At 72.0% G+C, this 15,926-nt stretch carries 14 protein-coding genes and 1 pseudogene; 8 read left to right on the top strand and 7 right to left on the bottom strand.

Annotated features, from left to right (window positions below; translation table 11 throughout):
* Positions 1–53: 53 nt before the first annotated feature.
* The gene (locus tag ACWC94_RS05780; protein WP_450795118.1) at positions 54–545 is read right to left on the bottom strand and encodes a MarR family transcriptional regulator; all 492 of its coding nucleotides are present in this window, start codon (positions 543–545) and stop codon (positions 54–56) included.
* An 82-nt stretch (positions 546–627) separates the two neighbouring features.
* On the opposite strand from ACWC94_RS05780, the gene ACWC94_RS05775 reads away from it, so the two are divergent.
* From ACWC94_RS05775 to ACWC94_RS05745, 7 genes are all read left to right on the top strand, one after another.
* Complete coding sequence (locus tag ACWC94_RS05775) at positions 628–1,002, top strand: HGxxPAAW family protein (protein WP_450795117.1); 375 nt, start codon at positions 628–630, stop codon at positions 1,000–1,002.
* Between the two features lie 100 nt (positions 1,003–1,102).
* Positions 1,103–1,984, top strand: coding sequence for a DUF2797 domain-containing protein (locus tag ACWC94_RS05770; RefSeq protein WP_450795116.1), 882 nt, complete (start codon positions 1,103–1,105; stop codon positions 1,982–1,984).
* A 103-nt stretch (positions 1,985–2,087) separates the two neighbouring features.
* A complete protein-coding gene (locus ACWC94_RS05765) occupies positions 2,088–2,828 on the top strand; it encodes a response regulator transcription factor (RefSeq protein ID WP_450795115.1) in 741 nt (246 codons plus the stop codon).
* Positions 2,825–4,456, top strand: coding sequence for an ATP-binding protein (locus tag ACWC94_RS05760; protein ID WP_450795114.1), 1,632 nt, complete (start codon positions 2,825–2,827; stop codon positions 4,454–4,456). Before ACWC94_RS05765 ends, ACWC94_RS05760 begins: the two co-directional genes overlap by 4 nt.
* A 14-nt stretch (positions 4,457–4,470) precedes the next feature.
* Positions 4,471–5,961 carry a glycosyltransferase gene (locus ACWC94_RS05755; RefSeq protein ID WP_450795112.1) on the top strand — a complete coding sequence of 497 codons (1,491 nt, stop codon included), beginning with the start codon at positions 4,471–4,473 and terminating at the stop codon, positions 5,959–5,961.
* Positions 5,958–8,180 carry an ArnT family glycosyltransferase gene (locus tag ACWC94_RS05750; RefSeq protein WP_450795111.1) on the top strand — a complete coding sequence of 741 codons (2,223 nt, stop codon included), beginning with the start codon at positions 5,958–5,960 and terminating at the stop codon, positions 8,178–8,180. The genes ACWC94_RS05755 and ACWC94_RS05750 overlap by 4 nt, the downstream gene beginning before the upstream one ends.
* Before the next feature lie 195 nt (positions 8,181–8,375).
* Positions 8,376–9,137 (top strand): TetR/AcrR family transcriptional regulator, encoded by a 762-nt coding sequence (locus ACWC94_RS05745; protein ID WP_450795110.1) that lies wholly within the window; start codon positions 8,376–8,378, stop codon positions 9,135–9,137.
* Here ACWC94_RS05745 and ACWC94_RS05740 read toward each other — a convergent pair whose 3' ends face one another.
* The 4 genes and pseudogenes from ACWC94_RS05740 to ACWC94_RS05725 form a co-directional block, all read right to left on the bottom strand.
* Positions 9,138–9,611 carry a PPOX class F420-dependent oxidoreductase gene (locus tag ACWC94_RS05740; protein WP_450795109.1) on the bottom strand — a complete coding sequence of 158 codons (474 nt, stop codon included), beginning with the start codon at positions 9,609–9,611 and terminating at the stop codon, positions 9,138–9,140.
* Between the two features lie 49 nt (positions 9,612–9,660).
* Positions 9,661–10,482: a YceI family protein gene (locus tag ACWC94_RS05735; RefSeq protein WP_450795108.1), complete on the bottom strand. Its 822-nt coding sequence runs from the start codon at positions 10,480–10,482 to the stop codon at positions 9,661–9,663.
* A gap of 91 nt (positions 10,483–10,573) precedes the next feature.
* Complete coding sequence (locus ACWC94_RS05730) at positions 10,574–13,153, bottom strand: DHA2 family efflux MFS transporter permease subunit (protein WP_450795107.1); 2,580 nt, start codon at positions 13,151–13,153, stop codon at positions 10,574–10,576.
* Between the two features lie 13 nt (positions 13,154–13,166).
* A pseudogene (locus tag ACWC94_RS05725) lies at positions 13,167–13,672 on the bottom strand (MarR family winged helix-turn-helix transcriptional regulator).
* Positions 13,673–13,877: 205 nt separating this feature from the next.
* Between ACWC94_RS05725 and ACWC94_RS05720 the strand changes: the two are divergent.
* Positions 13,878–14,075 (top strand): hypothetical protein, encoded by a 198-nt coding sequence (locus ACWC94_RS05720; RefSeq protein WP_450795106.1) that lies wholly within the window; start codon positions 13,878–13,880, stop codon positions 14,073–14,075.
* A 3-nt stretch (positions 14,076–14,078) separates the two neighbouring features.
* Here ACWC94_RS05720 and ACWC94_RS05715 read toward each other — a convergent pair whose 3' ends face one another.
* Both ACWC94_RS05715 and ACWC94_RS05710 read right to left on the bottom strand, forming a co-directional pair.
* The gene (locus ACWC94_RS05715) at positions 14,079–14,843 is read right to left on the bottom strand and encodes a hypothetical protein (RefSeq protein WP_450795105.1); all 765 of its coding nucleotides are present in this window, start codon (positions 14,841–14,843) and stop codon (positions 14,079–14,081) included.
* Between the two features lie 38 nt (positions 14,844–14,881).
* Positions 14,882–15,820, bottom strand: coding sequence for an RNA polymerase sigma factor SigF (locus ACWC94_RS05710; protein ID WP_450795104.1), 939 nt, complete (start codon positions 15,818–15,820; stop codon positions 14,882–14,884).
* Between the last annotated feature and the right edge of the window lie 106 nt (positions 15,821–15,926).

Here is a 15,926-nt window from a genome sequence, read left to right as displayed (position 1 = left end):
GGCCCCGGAGGGATCCGGGGCCTTCGTCATGCGCCTCGGCCCGCGACGGCGTCTCAGCACTCCTCCGCGGGGTCGTCCCTGTTCAGCTTCTCCAGGTACTCGTGGGCCAGCGCTGTCGCGCGGGTGAACCAGTCCGTGACGACGGCCAGTTCCCCGGGGGAGTAGTCGGCGAACAGGGCCGTCAGGCGTGTGTAGTGGCCCGCGTACACCGCCTCGACGCGGGTCACCGCGGCCGGTACGGCGGCCACCCGCACCCGGCGGCGGTCCGCGGGGTCCGGGCGGCGGGTGACATAGCCGGCGCGTTCGAGGCGGTTGAGGATCCCGGTCACCGCACCCGTGGTCACGTGGGCGCGGGCCGCGAGGTCGCCGGCCGTGAGCAGGTTCTCGCCCGCCTCCAGGACGAAGGCGAAGCAGGTGAGGTCGGTGACGTTCAGACCCAGCCGCCGGGCCAGCTCCTGCTGTCCGATCAGGTGGGCGGCGATGAGGTGGTCCATCGCCGACAGCGCCTGTGCCGGGGTGGCGGGCGGTCGGGGCGTGCCGTCCATCTTTCTAATTCCCTTAGCTCGTGAGATATTCGGGGTGTGAATTCTTAGTCCGTGAGGGAGTCTCGTCCCTGGAGGCGGCTACATGAGTCTGTACGACGAGGGTCACACGCTCGCCGGCTGGACCGGGTTCGGTATCGCGACCGTCGGAAGCGCTGTGGTGGGCCTCGGGGTGTGCACGGTCTCCGTGCCGGCCCTCGTGGGCGGGCTGGTGATCGTGGGCGTGAGCGTCCTGGTCACCTGGGCGCTGCACCTGGCCGGGTGGGGCAAGCCGCCGGGGGTGCGTCCGCGCGGGCAGTGGGGGATGCGGACCCGGGACTCACTGGCCCGGCAGGGGCATCCCGGGTGTGTCAGTTGCCGGCTGGCGGGCCGGGGACGGCCCGCGCCGGGCGGGGTGCCGGTGCCGACGGCATCGGGTGACGTGCGCGCCGGATCGGCCCCCCTGTCCCCTGCCGAGTGAACGCGGCGCCCGCGGACGGCAGTCGGCGGACCGTTGCCCTCCGGCCTCCGCCGGGCCGCCCCCGGGGCACTGTCGGACCCGGCCTCTAGGCTCGGGAGTGATGGCACACGTATGGACGTGCGCGGGACTGCGCTGGACGCCGGACGGCCCCGTGCTGATGTGGGACGGCGGGCGGCGCAGTGCCCTGCCCCGGGGCAAGCGGGTCGCCTTCGCCGTCGCGGACGGCTCGGCGCGGCAGTGCGTCGGGGCGCGCGGGCACACCTGCCCGGTGCGCGCCGCGGTGCCGGGGCGGAGCACGGGCGCCCGGTGCGAGGAGTGCGCGCGGCTGGACCGGGCGCACTCCGTGGCCGCCGACACGATCGCCGATGATCCGCGGCCGTACCGGGTGTATCTGGCGTGGTTCGGCCCCGGGATGGTCAAGGTGGGGATCACCGCGGTCGAGCGCGGCTCGGCCCGGCTGCTGGAGCAGGGCGCGGTGTGTTTCAGCTGGCTCGGCACCGGACCGCTGATGGCCGCCCGGCGCACCGAGGAACTGCTGCGGGCCGCGCTCCGGGTGCCGGACCGGATTCCGTACGCCGAGAAGCGGGCGGTGCGGTCGGCGCTGCCGGAGACCGAGGCGGAGCGCGCCGCCGAGGTGCGGGAGCTGCATGCGCGGGCCGGGGCGCTCGGCGGATGGCCCGAGTCCCTGCGGCCGGAGCCCTGTGAAGTGACCGACCACATGGGGGTGTTCGGGCTCGCCGGTGCTCCGCCCGTCCTCGGGGACGTGGTGGAGCTCGTCCCGGGTGGCGGTGTGAGCGGTGAGCTGGTGGCGGCCGCCGGGCCCGATCTGCATCTGGCGGTCGCCGGAGGCCGAGGAGGGGCCGTCGTCCTGGACACCCGGCTCATGACCGGCTGGGGACTGGTGCCGCCCGCGGCTTGCGGGCCCGCTGAACTGACCTTTCCCGTCCGGGAGTTCACTCGTCGGCCGGAAGGCCTGTTCTGAGGGGTGTTTCCCAGGGGCTTCCTGAGAGACGCCTGTGCGTTTCTCAGGGAAATCACAGACACCGGAAAGCGTCTTCTCAGAGGACCTCGACAAGGTGTCCACCATGACCACGACCTCGCCCCAGGGGCGCACCGAACTGCTGAGGCCGGACGGGAGCCCCGTCCGCGTGCTTGTGGTGGACGACGAGCTGTCGATCACCGAACTGCTGAGCATGGCTCTTCGTTACGAGGGCTGGCAGATCAGGAGTGCGGGGGACGGGCAGGGAGCCGTCCAGACCGCCCGTGAGTTCCGGCCCGACGCCGTCGTCCTGGACATGATGCTGCCGGACATGGACGGGCTCGCCGTGCTGGGGCGGCTGCGCCGCGAACTGCCGGACGTGCCCGTCCTGTTCCTGACCGCCAAGGACGCCGTCGAGGACCGTGTCGCCGGGCTCACCGCCGGCGGCGACGACTACGTCACCAAACCGTTCAGCCTGGAGGAGGTCGTGGCCCGGCTGCGCGGGCTCATCCGGCGGTCCGGGGCCGCCGACCGGCGGTCGGACTCCGTGCTCGTCGTCGGCGACCTGACGCTGGACGAGGACAGCCACGAGGTGTCGCGGGCCGGGGAGAACATCCACCTGACCGCCACCGAGTTCGAGCTGCTGCGCTTCCTCATGCGCAACCCGCGGCGCGTGCTCAGCAAGGCCCAGATACTGGACCGGGTCTGGTCGTACGACTTCGGCGGCCAGGCCAATGTCGTCGAGCTGTACATCTCCTACCTGCGGCGGAAGATCGACGCCGGCCGTGAGCCGATGATCCACACCCGGCGCGGGGCCGGTTACCTGATCAAGCCCGCCGTGTCGTGAGCCGGCGACGACGGCCACGTCCGCAGAAACGACATGGGGGTCCCCCCGCCCGTGCGAAGCCGAGAGTGGGGGAGGGACAGCCGCGGACCCTGCGGGCGCGGCTCGTCGTCGCCTCCGTGGTGCTGATCGCCGTCGTGTGTGCGGTGATCGGGACGGTGACGACACTGGCGCTGCGGACCCATCTGTACGAGCAGCTGGACGGGCAGGTACGGGAGGCCGGCAAGCGCCTGTCGGGTCCCATGAAGCCCGGCGGCGTGATCCACTCCGGGCCGAGGGACAGGCTCACCGGCTTCGTCGAGGGGCCGACGCAGCTGAAGACCATCGCCGCCGAGGTCGGCACGGACGGCACGGTCACCCGGGCGGTCATCGCCCAGCTGGCCTCCACCAACAACGGGCCCTTCCAGCGGAACGACGCCGTCGCCCTCAGCGACGAGCGCAAGGCCGCCCTGAACACGGTGCCCACCACGGGCACGCACACCGTCGACATCCCGGGCCTGGGTGAGTACCTCGTACGGTACGTCACCGGAGCCGAGGGCACCTACTACGTCGCCCTGCCGACCGAGACGGTCGACAACACGGTCAACACCCTGATCCTCGTCGAGGTGAGCGTCACCGCCGCCGGTCTCGTCGCCGCCGGTATCGCCGGATACGTACTCGTCGGTGTCGCCACCCGCCCCCTGCGCAAGGTCGCCGCCACCGCCACCCGGGTCTCCGAACTCCCCCTGCACACCGGCGAGGTGAACCTCAGCGAGCGGGTCCCGGAGTCCGAGTGCGATCCGCACACCGAGGTCGGCCAGGTCGGCTCCGCGCTCAACCGGATGCTCGACCATGTGCACGGTGCGCTGCACGCCCGGCAGCAGAGCGAGACGCGGGTACGGCAGTTCGTCGCCGACGCCAGCCATGAGCTGCGCACGCCCCTCGCCTCCATCCGGGGCTACGCCGAGCTGACCCGGCGCGGGCGCGAGCAGGTGGGCCCCGACACACGGCACGCCCTCGGCCGTATCGAGTCCGAGGCGGGCCGCATGACCCTCCTCGTCGAGGACCTCCTCCTCCTGGCCCGTCTCGATGCCGGCCGGCCCCTCCAGTTCGAGCGGACCGATCTCGTTCCCCTGGTCGTGGACACCGTCAGCGACTCCCGCGCGGCCGGCATGGACCACAACTGGCGGCTGGACCTGCCCGACGAGCCCGCGCTCGTGTCCGCGGACGCCGCCCGCGTCCAGCAGGTGCTGGTCAACCTGCTGGGCAACGCCCGCAAGCACACCCCGCCCGGTACGACCGTCACCGCCCGCGTGCAGCGGCGCGGGCCGTGGATGTGCGTCGACGTCGAGGACAACGGGCAGGGCATTCCCCCCGATCTGCTGCCGCACGTCTTCGAGCGGTTCGCCCGAGGGGACTCCGCGCGGTCCAGGGCCACGGGGTCCACCGGCCTCGGTCTCGCCATCGTGCAGGCCGTCGCCGCCGCGCACGGCGGTGCCGTGACCGTGGACAGCGTCCCGGGTCGGACGGTGTTCACCGTGCGTCTGCCGGCGCTCGCCCCGGCCGTGCCGCGGCCCGCCCGCGAAACCGACTGGCAGGCGCACTCACAGGCACAGCACAGCGCCACCACATGGGTGGAACAGGGCGCCTGACGAGAGTCGCTCCCATGCGAACCGACTCTTCTCCCGGCACCCTGCCGGCGCGGGAGCACCTCCCGGCCACAGACGCCGGTACGCCTGTCCTGGACGTGGTCATCCCTGTCTACAACGAGGAGAAGGACCTCCAGCCGTGCGTCCGCAGACTGCACGAGCACCTCACGCGCACCTTCCCGTACGCCTTCCGCATCACGGTCGCGGACAACGCGTCCACGGACACCACCCCGCTGGTGGCGGCGCGGCTGGAGGCGGAGATCCCCGAGGTCACCACCTTCCGCCTGGAGCAGAAGGGCCGGGGGCGGGCCCTGCGGACCGTGTGGTCGGCCTCGAACGCGCCGATCCTCGCCTACATGGACGTCGACCTGTCCACCGACCTCAACGCCCTGCTGCCCCTGGTGGCACCGCTGATCTCCGGCCACTCGGACCTCGCGATCGGCTCCCGCCTCGCCCGTGCCTCCCGGGTCGTACGCGGCCCGAAGCGGGAGTTCATCAGCCGGGCCTACAACCTGATCCTGCGCGGCTCCCTCCAGGCCCGCTTCACGGACGCGCAGTGCGGCTTCAAGGCCATCCGGCGGGACGTGGCGCAGGTGCTGCTGCCGCTGGTCGAGGACACCGGCTGGTTCTTCGACACCGAGATGCTGGTGCTCGCCGAGCGGGCGGGCCTGAGGATCCACGAGGTGCCGGTCGACTGGGTCGACGACCCCGACTCCACCGTGCACATCGTGAAGACCGCGACCGACGACCTCAAGGGCGTCTGGCGGGTCGGCAAGGCACTGGCCGGCGGCGCGCTGCCGCTGGACCGGCTCACCCGGCCCTTCGGTGACGACCCGCGCGACCGCGAACTGACCAACGTCCCCACGGGACTGGCCCGCCAGCTCGTCGGGTTCTGCGTCGTGGGCGGCCTGTCCACCCTGTTCTACCTCCTCCTCTACAGCGTCTTCCGGCAGTTCTCCGGCTCCCAGGTCGCCAACGCCCTCGCGCTGCTGGTCTCGGCGGTCGCCAACACGGCCGCGAACCGCCGGCTCACCTTCGGGGTGCGCGGCCGGGGCGGCGCCGTACGGCACCAGGCGCAGGGCCTGGTCGTCTTCGGCATCGGTCTCGCCCTGACCAGCGGCTCGCTGGCCGCCCTCGACGCGGCCAGCGACACCCCGGCGCACTCCACCGAACTGGCGGTGCTCATCGCCGCCAACCTCGCCGCGACCGTGCTGCGGTTCCTCCTCTTCCGCGCCTGGGTCTTCCCGGACCGCGGCGAGCCGGACGACGTCCCGCCGGTGACCGCCACCCACGTCCCGTCCTCGCCGACCCCCAGCACGACGCCGGCACCGACCGGCCCGTACGCACCGCTGCCGCAGCGGCCGGTGCCGTACCAGCAGGCGTACGCGCCGTACCCGACGACCCGCCAGGTCCGCGCCGGTGAAGCCGCGGGCGGCAGCTGGAGAGACGCCACCGTGCGATCGCAGCCGGTGCGCCCTCACGACACCGACCCGGGAGACCCCCGATGACCACCCACTACGACCAGCCGGCCGGCGATCAGGACAGTGCCGCGGTAGGGGGCCCGCCCCCGGCCGCTCCCCCGCACGCGCAGGCGCCCGGCGAGCCCGGGCGGCCCTTCGTCCGCAGGCTGTGGCGCGGCCGGCCCGAGGACCCGCGCTGGGCGCGCCCGGCCCTGTTCGGCCTGCTGGCCGCCACCCTCCTGCTCTACCTGTACGACCTCAGTGCCTCGGGCTACGCCAACTCCTTCTACTCGGCGGCCGTACAGGCCGGCAGCACGTCCTGGAAGGCGTTCTTCTTCGGCTCGCTGGACGGCGGTAACGCGATCACCGTCGACAAGCCGTCGGCGTTCATGTGGCCGATGGAGCTGTCGGTCCGCCTCTTCGGCCTGAACGCGTGGGCGATCCTCACACCCGAGGTCCTCATGGGCGTCGGCACGGTGGCGGTGGTCCACGCGGCCGTGCGGCGCCGCTTCAGCCCGGTGGCCGGTCTGATCGCGGGTGCGGTGCTCGCGCTCACCCCGGTCGCCGCGCTGATGTTCCGGTTCGACAACCCGGACGCGATGCTGGCCCTGCTGATGGCGCTGGCCTGCTACTTCGTCGTACGGGCGGTGGAGGACGGCCGGACCGGGTGGCTGGTGGGGGCCGGGGCCGCGATCGGCTCCGCCTTCCTCGCCAAGACCCTGCAGGCCTTCCTGATCCTGCCGCCGCTGGCGCTGGTCTACGCCGTCTGCGCTCCGGTGAAGCTGCGCAAGCGCCTGGCCCAGCTGGGCCTGGCCACCGTCGCGCTGGTCGTCGCCGGCGGCTGGTGGGTGGCGGTCGTGGAGCTGTGGCCGGCCTCCTCCCGCCCCTACATCGGCGGTTCGCAGAACAACAGCTTCCTGGAGCTGACCTTCGGCTACAACGGCCTCGGCCGGATCAGCGGCGACGAGACCGGCAGCGTCGTCCCCGGGGGCGGCGGCAACGGCGGCGGGCAGTGGGGCGAGACCGGCTGGGACCGGATGTTCAACTCCGAGATCGGCGGCCAGATCTCCTGGCTGCTCCCGTCCGCCCTGATCCTGCTGGCCGCGGGCCTGTGGGCGACCCGCAGGCTGGGCCGTACGTCCGTAAGGCGGGCGTCGTTCCTGGTGTGGGGCGGCTCGCTGCTGATCACCATGGTGGTGTTCAGCTACATGGCGGGCATCTTCCACCAGTACTACACGGTGGCCCTCGCCCCCTACCTCGCGGCCGTCGTCGGCATGGGTGCCGGGCTGCTGTGGGAGAAGCGCGAGGAGACCTGGGCGTCGATCACCCTCGCCGCGTCCGTCGTGGCCGCGGCGGCCTGGGGCTACGTCCTGCTCCACCGCACCTCCGCCTACCTGCCCTGGCTGAAGTGGCTGGTGCTGATCGGCGGGATGGCGGCGGCGCTGGGCCTGATCCTCGCCGGCCGGATCTCCCGGCGACTGGCCCTCGGTGCGGCGGCCGTGGGTCTGGTGGCCGCGCTCGCCGGCCCGACGGCGTACACCCTCAGCACGGTGGACTCCGCGCACACCGGCTCCATCCCGACCGCCGGCCCGGCGGGCGCGAGCATGAGGGGCTTCGGCGGCGGCCGGGGTCCCGGCGGTGGCGGGATGCGGGGCGGCTTCGGCGGCGGGATGCCGGGCCGGCAGGGTCAGAACGGCCAGGGCCGGCAGAACGGCAACGGGTTCCCGGGCGGCGGCTTCGGCGGCGGCATGCCCGGCCCGCAGGGCCCGAACGGTCAAGGGCCGAACGGCCAGGGCCCGAACGGCCAGAGTCAGAACGGTCAGGGCCGGCAAGGCCGGCAGAACGGCAACGGCTTCCCCGGCGGCGGCCGGATGGGCGAAGGCGGCATGGGCGGGGGCGCCGGCGGCCTGCTGAACGGTGCGAAGGTGGCGTCGGCCGCCAAGGAACTGCTGGCGAAGGACGCCTCGAAGTACACCTGGGTGGCCGCGTCCATCGGTTCCCAGAACGCGGCCGGCTACCAGCTCGCCACGGGTGACCCGGTGATGGCGATCGGCGGCTTCAACGGCACCGACCCGTCCCCGACTCCGGCGCAGTTCAAGAAGTACGTGGCGGAGGGGAGGATCCACTACTTCATCGCCGGCGGGGGCATGGGCCGCGGCTCCGCCTCCGGTACGTCCTCGCAGATCAGCTCCTGGGTCCAGAGCACCTTCAAGAAGGTCACGGCCGGCTCGGCCACGTTCTACGACCTCACCCGGAAGAAGAGCTGACGGAAAACCGTGGTTCGTGGCGGCGGGGTTGTTGCGGCGGGCGGGGCGGAAGGTCGCCGAGAGCTCGGGGGTGGGGGTGCGTGCGGTTGCGGGCCGTATGTGGTTGATCGCGCCCACGCGGCGGTGGCCGCATACCGGTGCGGCCCCGCACCCCCTTAAGTTGGACCAGTAGCCGGAAACTAGAAAGGTGCGCTGGTGCCAAAGGAAGCAGGTCGGTCTCCGCGAGCCAGTGTCTGGCTGGAGGGGAAGGGCCGCCGGGGTGGCCGCGGTGGGGGCCAGCCCTCGGGGCTCGACCGGGAGCGGATCACCTCGGTGTCCGTGCGGCTCCTGGACGCGGAGGGGCTGGCGAAGTTCTCCATGCGCCGGCTGGCCGCGGAGCTGAACGTCACCGCGATGTCCCTGTACTGGTACGTCGACACCAAGGACGACCTGCTCGAACTCGCCCTGGACGCGGCCTTCGGCGAACTGTCGCTGCCCGACCCGGAGAACACGGCGGAGGACTGGCGGGACCAGTTGCGGGGGCTGGCCGCCGCGTACCGGGCGCTGCTGGTGCGTCACCCGTGGCTGTCGCCGCTGGCCGGGCAGTACCTCAACATCGGCCCCAACGCGCTGGCGTACTCCCGCGCGGTCCAGCGAGTGGTGCGGCGCACCGGCCTGCCGGCGCACCGCATGATGAGCGCCATCTCGGCCGTCTTCCAGTTCGTGTACGGCTACGGCACGCTGGAGGTGCAGTTCCTGGGACGGATCGCGGACTCCGGGCTGACCCCCGACGACTACTTCCAGCAGTCCATGACCGAGGCCCAGCGGCAGCCCCAGGCCGCGGACCTCTTCCAGGAGTCAAAAGAGATCATGGACGCCCGCGGCGGGGACACGGTCGCCGAGATGATGGACCGTGACTTCGACTTCGCCCTGGACCTGCTGATCGCCGGTATCGAGGCGATGGTCGAGCGCGGCTGACTACTCCCCGCCGGACACCAGCCGCGCCGGAAAGCCGCCGGTGGCCACCGGTCCCCAGCGTTCGGGGGTCACCCGGATGATGGACTTGCCCTGCTTGGCCATGGCTTCCCGGTACTCGTCCCAGTCGGGGTGCTCGCCGGCGATGTTGCGGTAGTACTCGACCAGCGGTTCCACCGAGTCGGGGGTGTCGACGACCTCGGCCGTGCCGTCGATCTGGACCCAGGGGCCGTTCCACTCGTCGCTCAGGACGACCAGGCTGACCCGGGCGTCGCGCCTGGCGTTGCGGGTCTTGGCACGCTCGGGGTAGGTGGACACGACGATCCGGCCCGAGTCGTCGACTCCGCAGGTCAGCGGGGACGCCTGCGGTCCGCCGTCGGCGCGGCGGGTGATCAGCAGGGCGCGGTGGCGGGGCCGTACGAAGTCCAGCAACTCGTCCAGGGAGACACGGGTGTTGGTCGCGATGTTCGGTGCCATGGGGGCAGCCTAGGGGCAGAGCGCGCCCCTGTGGCTGACCCCGCTGTGCCTATGCCTGGGGCAGTGAGTCGCCCTGCACCGCCTGGATGTCGAGCTCGACCTTCAGGGTCGTACCGATCGCGGCGATGCCCGCCTGCAGGACCTGGTTGTAGTTCATCGCGAAGTCCTCCCGGTGCAGTTCCGCCGTGGCGCGGAACGCGGCGCGCGTGCCGCCCCACGGGTCGCCGCCGGTGCCGAGGTAGGCCAGGTCCAGGTCCACCGGTCGTACGACCCCGTGCATGGACAGCTCGCCGTGCACCGTCCAGCGGTCCGAACCCGCGGCCGTCACCCCGGTGGAGCGGTAGGTGATGGCGGGGTGCCGTTCCACGTCGAGGAAGTCCCCGGACTTCAGATGCGTGTCGCGCATGCCGTTGCCCGTGTCGATGGACGCGGCCCTGATCACCGCGTCGACGCGGGACTTGGTGACGTCGTCCGGTGCGATCTCGATCGTGCCGCCGAACTCGGTGAACCGGCCGTGCACGCTGGAGATCCCGAGGTGCTGGGCGACCGCGGCGACGGAGGAGTGCACCGGGTCGATGGTCCAGGGCCCGGGCGGCGGCAGTTCGGTGCCGCCCTGCCGGGCCAGCGTGATCGTGCCGACCTCGGCCCGGCGGCTCGCGGTGACGATCGCGGAGGAGGCCGCGGGCGCGTAGCCGACGGCCGTCACGATCACCGTGTACGCCCCCGGCGCCAGCGCGGTGGTGTCCCGTACGGCTCCCTCGGCGTCCGCCTCGGCGCGCAGCACCTGCGTGCCGGTCATGTCGGTCACCGTGACGACCGCGTGCGACACGGCCCACCCGTCCCGCGTACGGATCTTCGCGGTCAGTCCCATCCCGCCAACTCCCTGAAAAAGTCTTATAAATCGGTCGTGGAGAACCGGCCTGTGGCACACGTACGTCCGTGTGCCACAGGCCGGTGGCTGACTACTCGCCGGGGTGGGCGAGCTGGATGTCGTGGCCGTCGACTCCGGTGCCGGCGACGGTCAGGGCCGTCGCCACCGGCGGGTAGCCCGTCGCGATGACCGTGTACTCGCCGCTGTCCAGGTCGGTGAAGGCGTACGCGCCGTCCGTACCGGTGGTGGCGGTCCCGACCACGTTGCCCGCCTGGTCGACGAGCGTCACGCGGGCGTCGGCCAGCGGACCGTGCGGGGCCTTGACGACACCCTGGAGGCGGGCACCCGCGTCCAGGTCGACCTCGATCCGGGTGACCCCGGTGGCGCCGACCTCGACCGGCAGCGCGCGGGGCCGGAACCCGCTCGCGTTCACGGCGACGGTCACCGCGCCCGGCACCAGGTCGCCGAAGGCGAAGTCGCCCTGCTCCCCGGTGGCGGCCGTGGCCAGCAGGTCACCGCGCACGTCGGTGACGATCACCATGGCGTCCTTGACCGGCAGCGCGCTCCCGGCGGCCCGGACCACACCGGTCAGGCCGCTGGTGCCGCTGAGCAGGATGTCGTACGGCAGCGGCTCCTCGCCCACCACGATGGTGGAGGCCTGCGGCTGGTAGCCGTCGGCGGAGGCGATCAGGACGTACGAACCCGTGCCCGGCGCGTCGACCGCGTAGGCGCCGTCGGCCTGGGCGACCGCGCGGCCCAGCTGGCGGCCGGACAGCGAGATCAGGGTGACCGCGGCCTGCGGGACGGGGGCGCTCTCGGCACCGCGGACGAAGCCGTGCACCGGGGTGCCGCCACCGGTGCCGGGCTCGGCGAGCGTGGCGACGGCGGTCATCTGCCGCGTGGCGGTCGCGGTGGCCGGCGCCTCCTGGAAGCGGTCCGTCGCGACGACGGGCTCGGCCCAGCTGGGCACCTTCTCCCGGGCGGGCTCCCGCACGGTGTTCTCCGCGTTCTCCACGGCGTCGTCCAGGGCGGTCTCGACGGCGGTGGCGGCCGGGGCGGCCACGGGGGCCTGGCCCTCGGCGGCCTGTGCGAGGGCGCCCTTCGTCTTCAGCGGGACCTCCTTGATGAACAGGGTGATCAGGAAGGCGGCGGCGGCGAGGCAGCCGGCGATGAAGAAGACGTCGGCGATGCCGTGGCCGTAGGCGCTCTCCAGCAGCGTCCGGATGGGCGCCGGGAGCTTGTCCATGTCCGGGATGCTGTCGGTCGAGCCCGAGCTGCCGGCCAGGGCCGCCTGGTACTTGGGGCTCAGGGCGGCGACGCCGTCCTGGACGTAGTGGGTGATCCGGCGGGACATCACCGCGCCCAGCGCGGAGACGCCGACCGCACCACCGAGGGAGCGGAAGAAGGTGACCGTGGAGCTGGCCGAGCCGAGGTCGGAGGGCGCCACCTGGTTCTGCGTGGCGAGCACCAGGTTCTGCATCATCATGCCGATGCCGAGACCCAGCAGCGCCATGAAGACGGCCATCTTCCAGTAGGCGGTGTCGTACCGGATGCCGCCCAGCAGCACCAGCCCGGCCGTGACCAGGACGCCACCGCTGACCAGCCACGCCTTCCAGCGGCCGGTGCGGGTGATGAACTGACCCGAGACGGTCGAGGAGACGAACAGACCACCGATCATCGGGATGGTCATGACGCCCGACATCGTCGGGGACTTGTCGCGGGCCAGCTGGAAGTACTGGCTGAAGAACACCGTGCCGGTGAACATCGCGACACCGACGAACAGCGAGGCGAGGGACGCGAGGGTGATGGTGCGGTTCCTGAACAGGCGCAGCGGGATGATCGGCTCGCTCGCCCTGGCCTCGACGAGCACGAACAGCGCGCCGAGGACGATCGAACCGCCGACCATGGCGTAGGTCTGCCAGGACAGCCAGTCGTACTTGTCACCGGCGAAGGTGACCCAGATCAGCAGCAGGGAGACGGCGGCGGAGATGACGAACGCGCCGGCCCAGTCGACCTTGACCTCCCGCTTGACCACGGGCAGGTGCAGGGTCTTCTGCAGCACGATCAGCGCGATGATCGCGAAGGGGACGCCGACGTAGAAGCACCAGCGCCAGCCCAGCCAGGAGGTGTCGGTGATGACACCGCCGAGCAGCGGGCCGCCGACGGTGGCGACGGCGAAGGTGGCACCCAGGTAGCCGGAGTACCGGCCGCGCTCACGCGGGGAGATCATCGCCGCCATGACGATCTGCGCCAGGGCGGACAGACCGCCCACGCCGATGCCCTGGAACACCCGGAAGGTGATGAGCATGCCGGGGTTCTGCGACAGACCGGCCGCCATCGAGGCGACGACATAGATGACCAGGGCTATCTGGACGAGAGCCTTCTTGCTGTACAGGTCGGCGAGCTTGCCCCACAGGGGAGTGGCCGCGGTCATCGACAGCAGGGCGGCGGTGACCACCCAGGTGTAGGCGGACTGGCCGCCGCCGAGGTCCCCGATGATGTGCGGCAGGGCGTTGGAGACGATCGTGGACGACAGGATCGCCACGAACATGCCGAGCAGCAGCCCGGACAGGGCCTCCATGATCTGCCGGTGCGTCATCGGGGCGTGGGCGTCGGCGCCTCCCCCGTGTTTGGCGTGAGCCCGCACACCGGCTGGTGTGGTCGTTGCCATGGGCTTCCTTTTCTTACGTGCTTGCGGGTGTACGGGTGGTCTCTTCGACTACGGGAGCGGCACGGAGGCCGGGAGCCGCAACGGGGTGGACCGGCAGTCGCCGAAGGACTCGCGCAGGCGGGTCATCAGCCGGATCAGCTGGCCCACCTCGTCGTCGGTCCAGTCGGTGAGCCGCTCGGCGAGCAGACGCGTGGTCCGCCGGGACAGCTCCTCGAGCTGCTCCAGACCGGAGGGCGTCAGGCGCAGGATGCGCGAGCGCTTGTCCGCCGGGTCCGGGTGCCGCTCGATCCAGCCGCGCGCGGCGACGTGCGCGACATGGCGGCTGGTGACCGACATGTCCACGGCGAGCAGCTCCGCGAGCTTGCTCATGCGCATGTCTCCGTGGCGGCCGAGCAGGGTCAGCACGGCGGCCGAGCCGGCCGGGCAGTCGGGCGGCAGGATCCGCCCCATGTCCCGTTTCACGGCTCCGACGGCGCTGAGCTGACGCGCCAGCTCCTCGAACTGCGCCTGCTCGGCCATCACACCTCCCGTATTCGTTGCTTGGGGCAACCATAGAGCTGTTTGGTTGCTGCAGGCAAACAAACGGGGACGGTGCGATGTAAAAACTTGACAAAGACAAGTATTGCAGTCGTAAATGTGCAGGTAGGTCGGGGTGAGCTGCCCCCGTCTGTCCCGGTGGCCCCGCACTTGGGTCGGTCACGCGGATTCGCTAGTGTCTCGGGCCATGGCTAACACCCAGGGCCCCCAGGGCAACTACGACCCCGCCGGCAGCACCCAGATGTTCCGCGCGTTCGTCGACGAGGCTCCCCAGGGACGCCAGGCGCAGGCGGCCGCTCCCTCCGGCCCCCGCATCGGCGTGATCATCGGCGTCATCGTGGCCCTGGCCGTGGTGGCCGGTGTCGCCTGGCTGGCGCTGGCGTAGGCGTCACTTCCACTCCACCGAGACGTCCCGCGTCTCGATGTGCATGCCGAGCGGTACGCGCCAGGAGTCGACGCACACCGTCCAGGTGTGGTCCTTGTGCGCGCCCGGAGCGATCGGTGCCGGAAGGTCCGCCGTCGAGGTGACCGTCCCCCAGTCGATGCCGAGCGCGCCGATGACGTGCGTGCCGAAACCCACCGAGCCCGAACGCACCGCGGTGCCCCCGGAGTTGTGGAAGGCGACGGTGACCTTCTGGCACCAGCGCTGATCCGCCGCCCCGGTCGCCGGTTTCCCCCAGGAGAGGTCGGCGGGAGCGGGCGGCGTGCCGTGGCGGGGAGGTGGGGTGGATGAGGCGCCGGGAGGCGGTGCCGTACGACCGTCCGTGCCGCCGTCTCCGCCGCCCGTACTGCCGGAAGGGTCCGGCGTGCCCGGCGTGGGTGCGGGCCGCTCCGGGCTGCCGGGGGCGGTGGGTCCGCTGGTCGGCGGCGGTGAATCGGGCGCCGCTGAAGGCGGGTTGACGCCCGCGGTGCCCCGGCTGCCGTCCAGCGGCACCAGTGACACGGAGCCCGTCGGCGTGCTCGCCGCACTCCGCTTCCCGGAACCGCCCGCCGAGCCGACCGCGACGTACCCGCCGCCAGGGCCGTGGTCCCCGCATGCGGCCAGCACCCCGCCCAGGACGACGACGGCCGCCGACGCTGCCGTAACGGCGCCTCGGCGGCCACGTGTCCATGTCGTCCCCGTCGCCCTGCCCGGCCCTGTCGCTCGCAGCATCGGGCCAGTGTGGCTGACGGGCTGTCAGAACTGAAGGGTCAGTCCGAGATCAGACCGTCCCGCAGCTGGGCCAGCGTCCGGGTCAGCAGGCGGGAGACGTGCATCTGGGAGATGCCGACCTCCTCGCCGATCTGCGACTGGGTCATGTTGGCGAAGAAGCGCAGCATGATGATCCGGCGTTCCCGGGGCGGCAGCTTGGCCAGCAGGGGCTTGAGGGACTCGCGGTACTCCACGCCCTCCAGGGCCGTGTCCTCGTAGCCGAGCCGGTCGGCCAGGGAGCCCTCGCCGCCGTCGTCCTCGGGAGCGGGGGAGTCCAGCGAGGAGGCGGTGTAGGCGTTGCCGACCGCGAGGCCGTCGACCACGTCCTCCTCGGAGACGCCGAGCACCGCGGCCAGCTCCGTCACCGTCGGGGAGCGGTCCAGCTTCTGGGACAGCTCGTCGCTGGCCTTGGTCAGGGCCAGGCGCAGCTCCTGGAGCCGGCGCGGGACGCGGACCGACCACGAGGTGTCCCGGAAGAAGCGCTTGATCTCGCCGACCACTGTCGGCATCGCGAAGGTCGGGAACTCCACGCCCCGCTCGCAGTCGAACCGGTCGATCGCCTTGATCAGGCCGATGGTGCCGACCTGGACGATGTCCTCCATCGGCTCGTTGCGGGAGCGGAAGCGCGCGGCCGCGTAGCGGACCAGCGGCAGGTTCAGCTCGATCAGCGTGTCCCGGACGTAGGCCCGCTCGGGGCTCTCCTCGCCGAGTGCGGCGAGCCGCAGGAACAGGGAGCGGGACAGGGTGCGGGTGTCGATGTCCCCCGAGGCCGGAGGGGCCGGAGTGTCGGCGGGCGCCTGGGCGGGCGGGGCCGGCACGGCGTCGAGGGCCGTGACGCCCTCGATGCCGTCGAGGACGTCGAAAGCGTCGAGCTCCTTGGGCGCTGCCTCGCTCTTCGCGGGCGTCAGCACCTTCGAGCTGCCCTGGTCTGCGGACATGCCACCCCCTTTGGGTCGCGGGACGGTCGGGGCGGCGCTGTCTTTCGAGCAACGCAGCCTTCACCTGAATACCGGAGCCGAAGGCCCGGCAAACGCGTCTCCCGCA

The sequence above is a fragment of the Streptomyces sp. NPDC001135 genome (genome assembly GCF_053598395.1).
The sequence above is the reverse complement of the archived record's forward strand: the minus strand, read 5'-3'. Positions and strand labels throughout refer to the sequence as shown.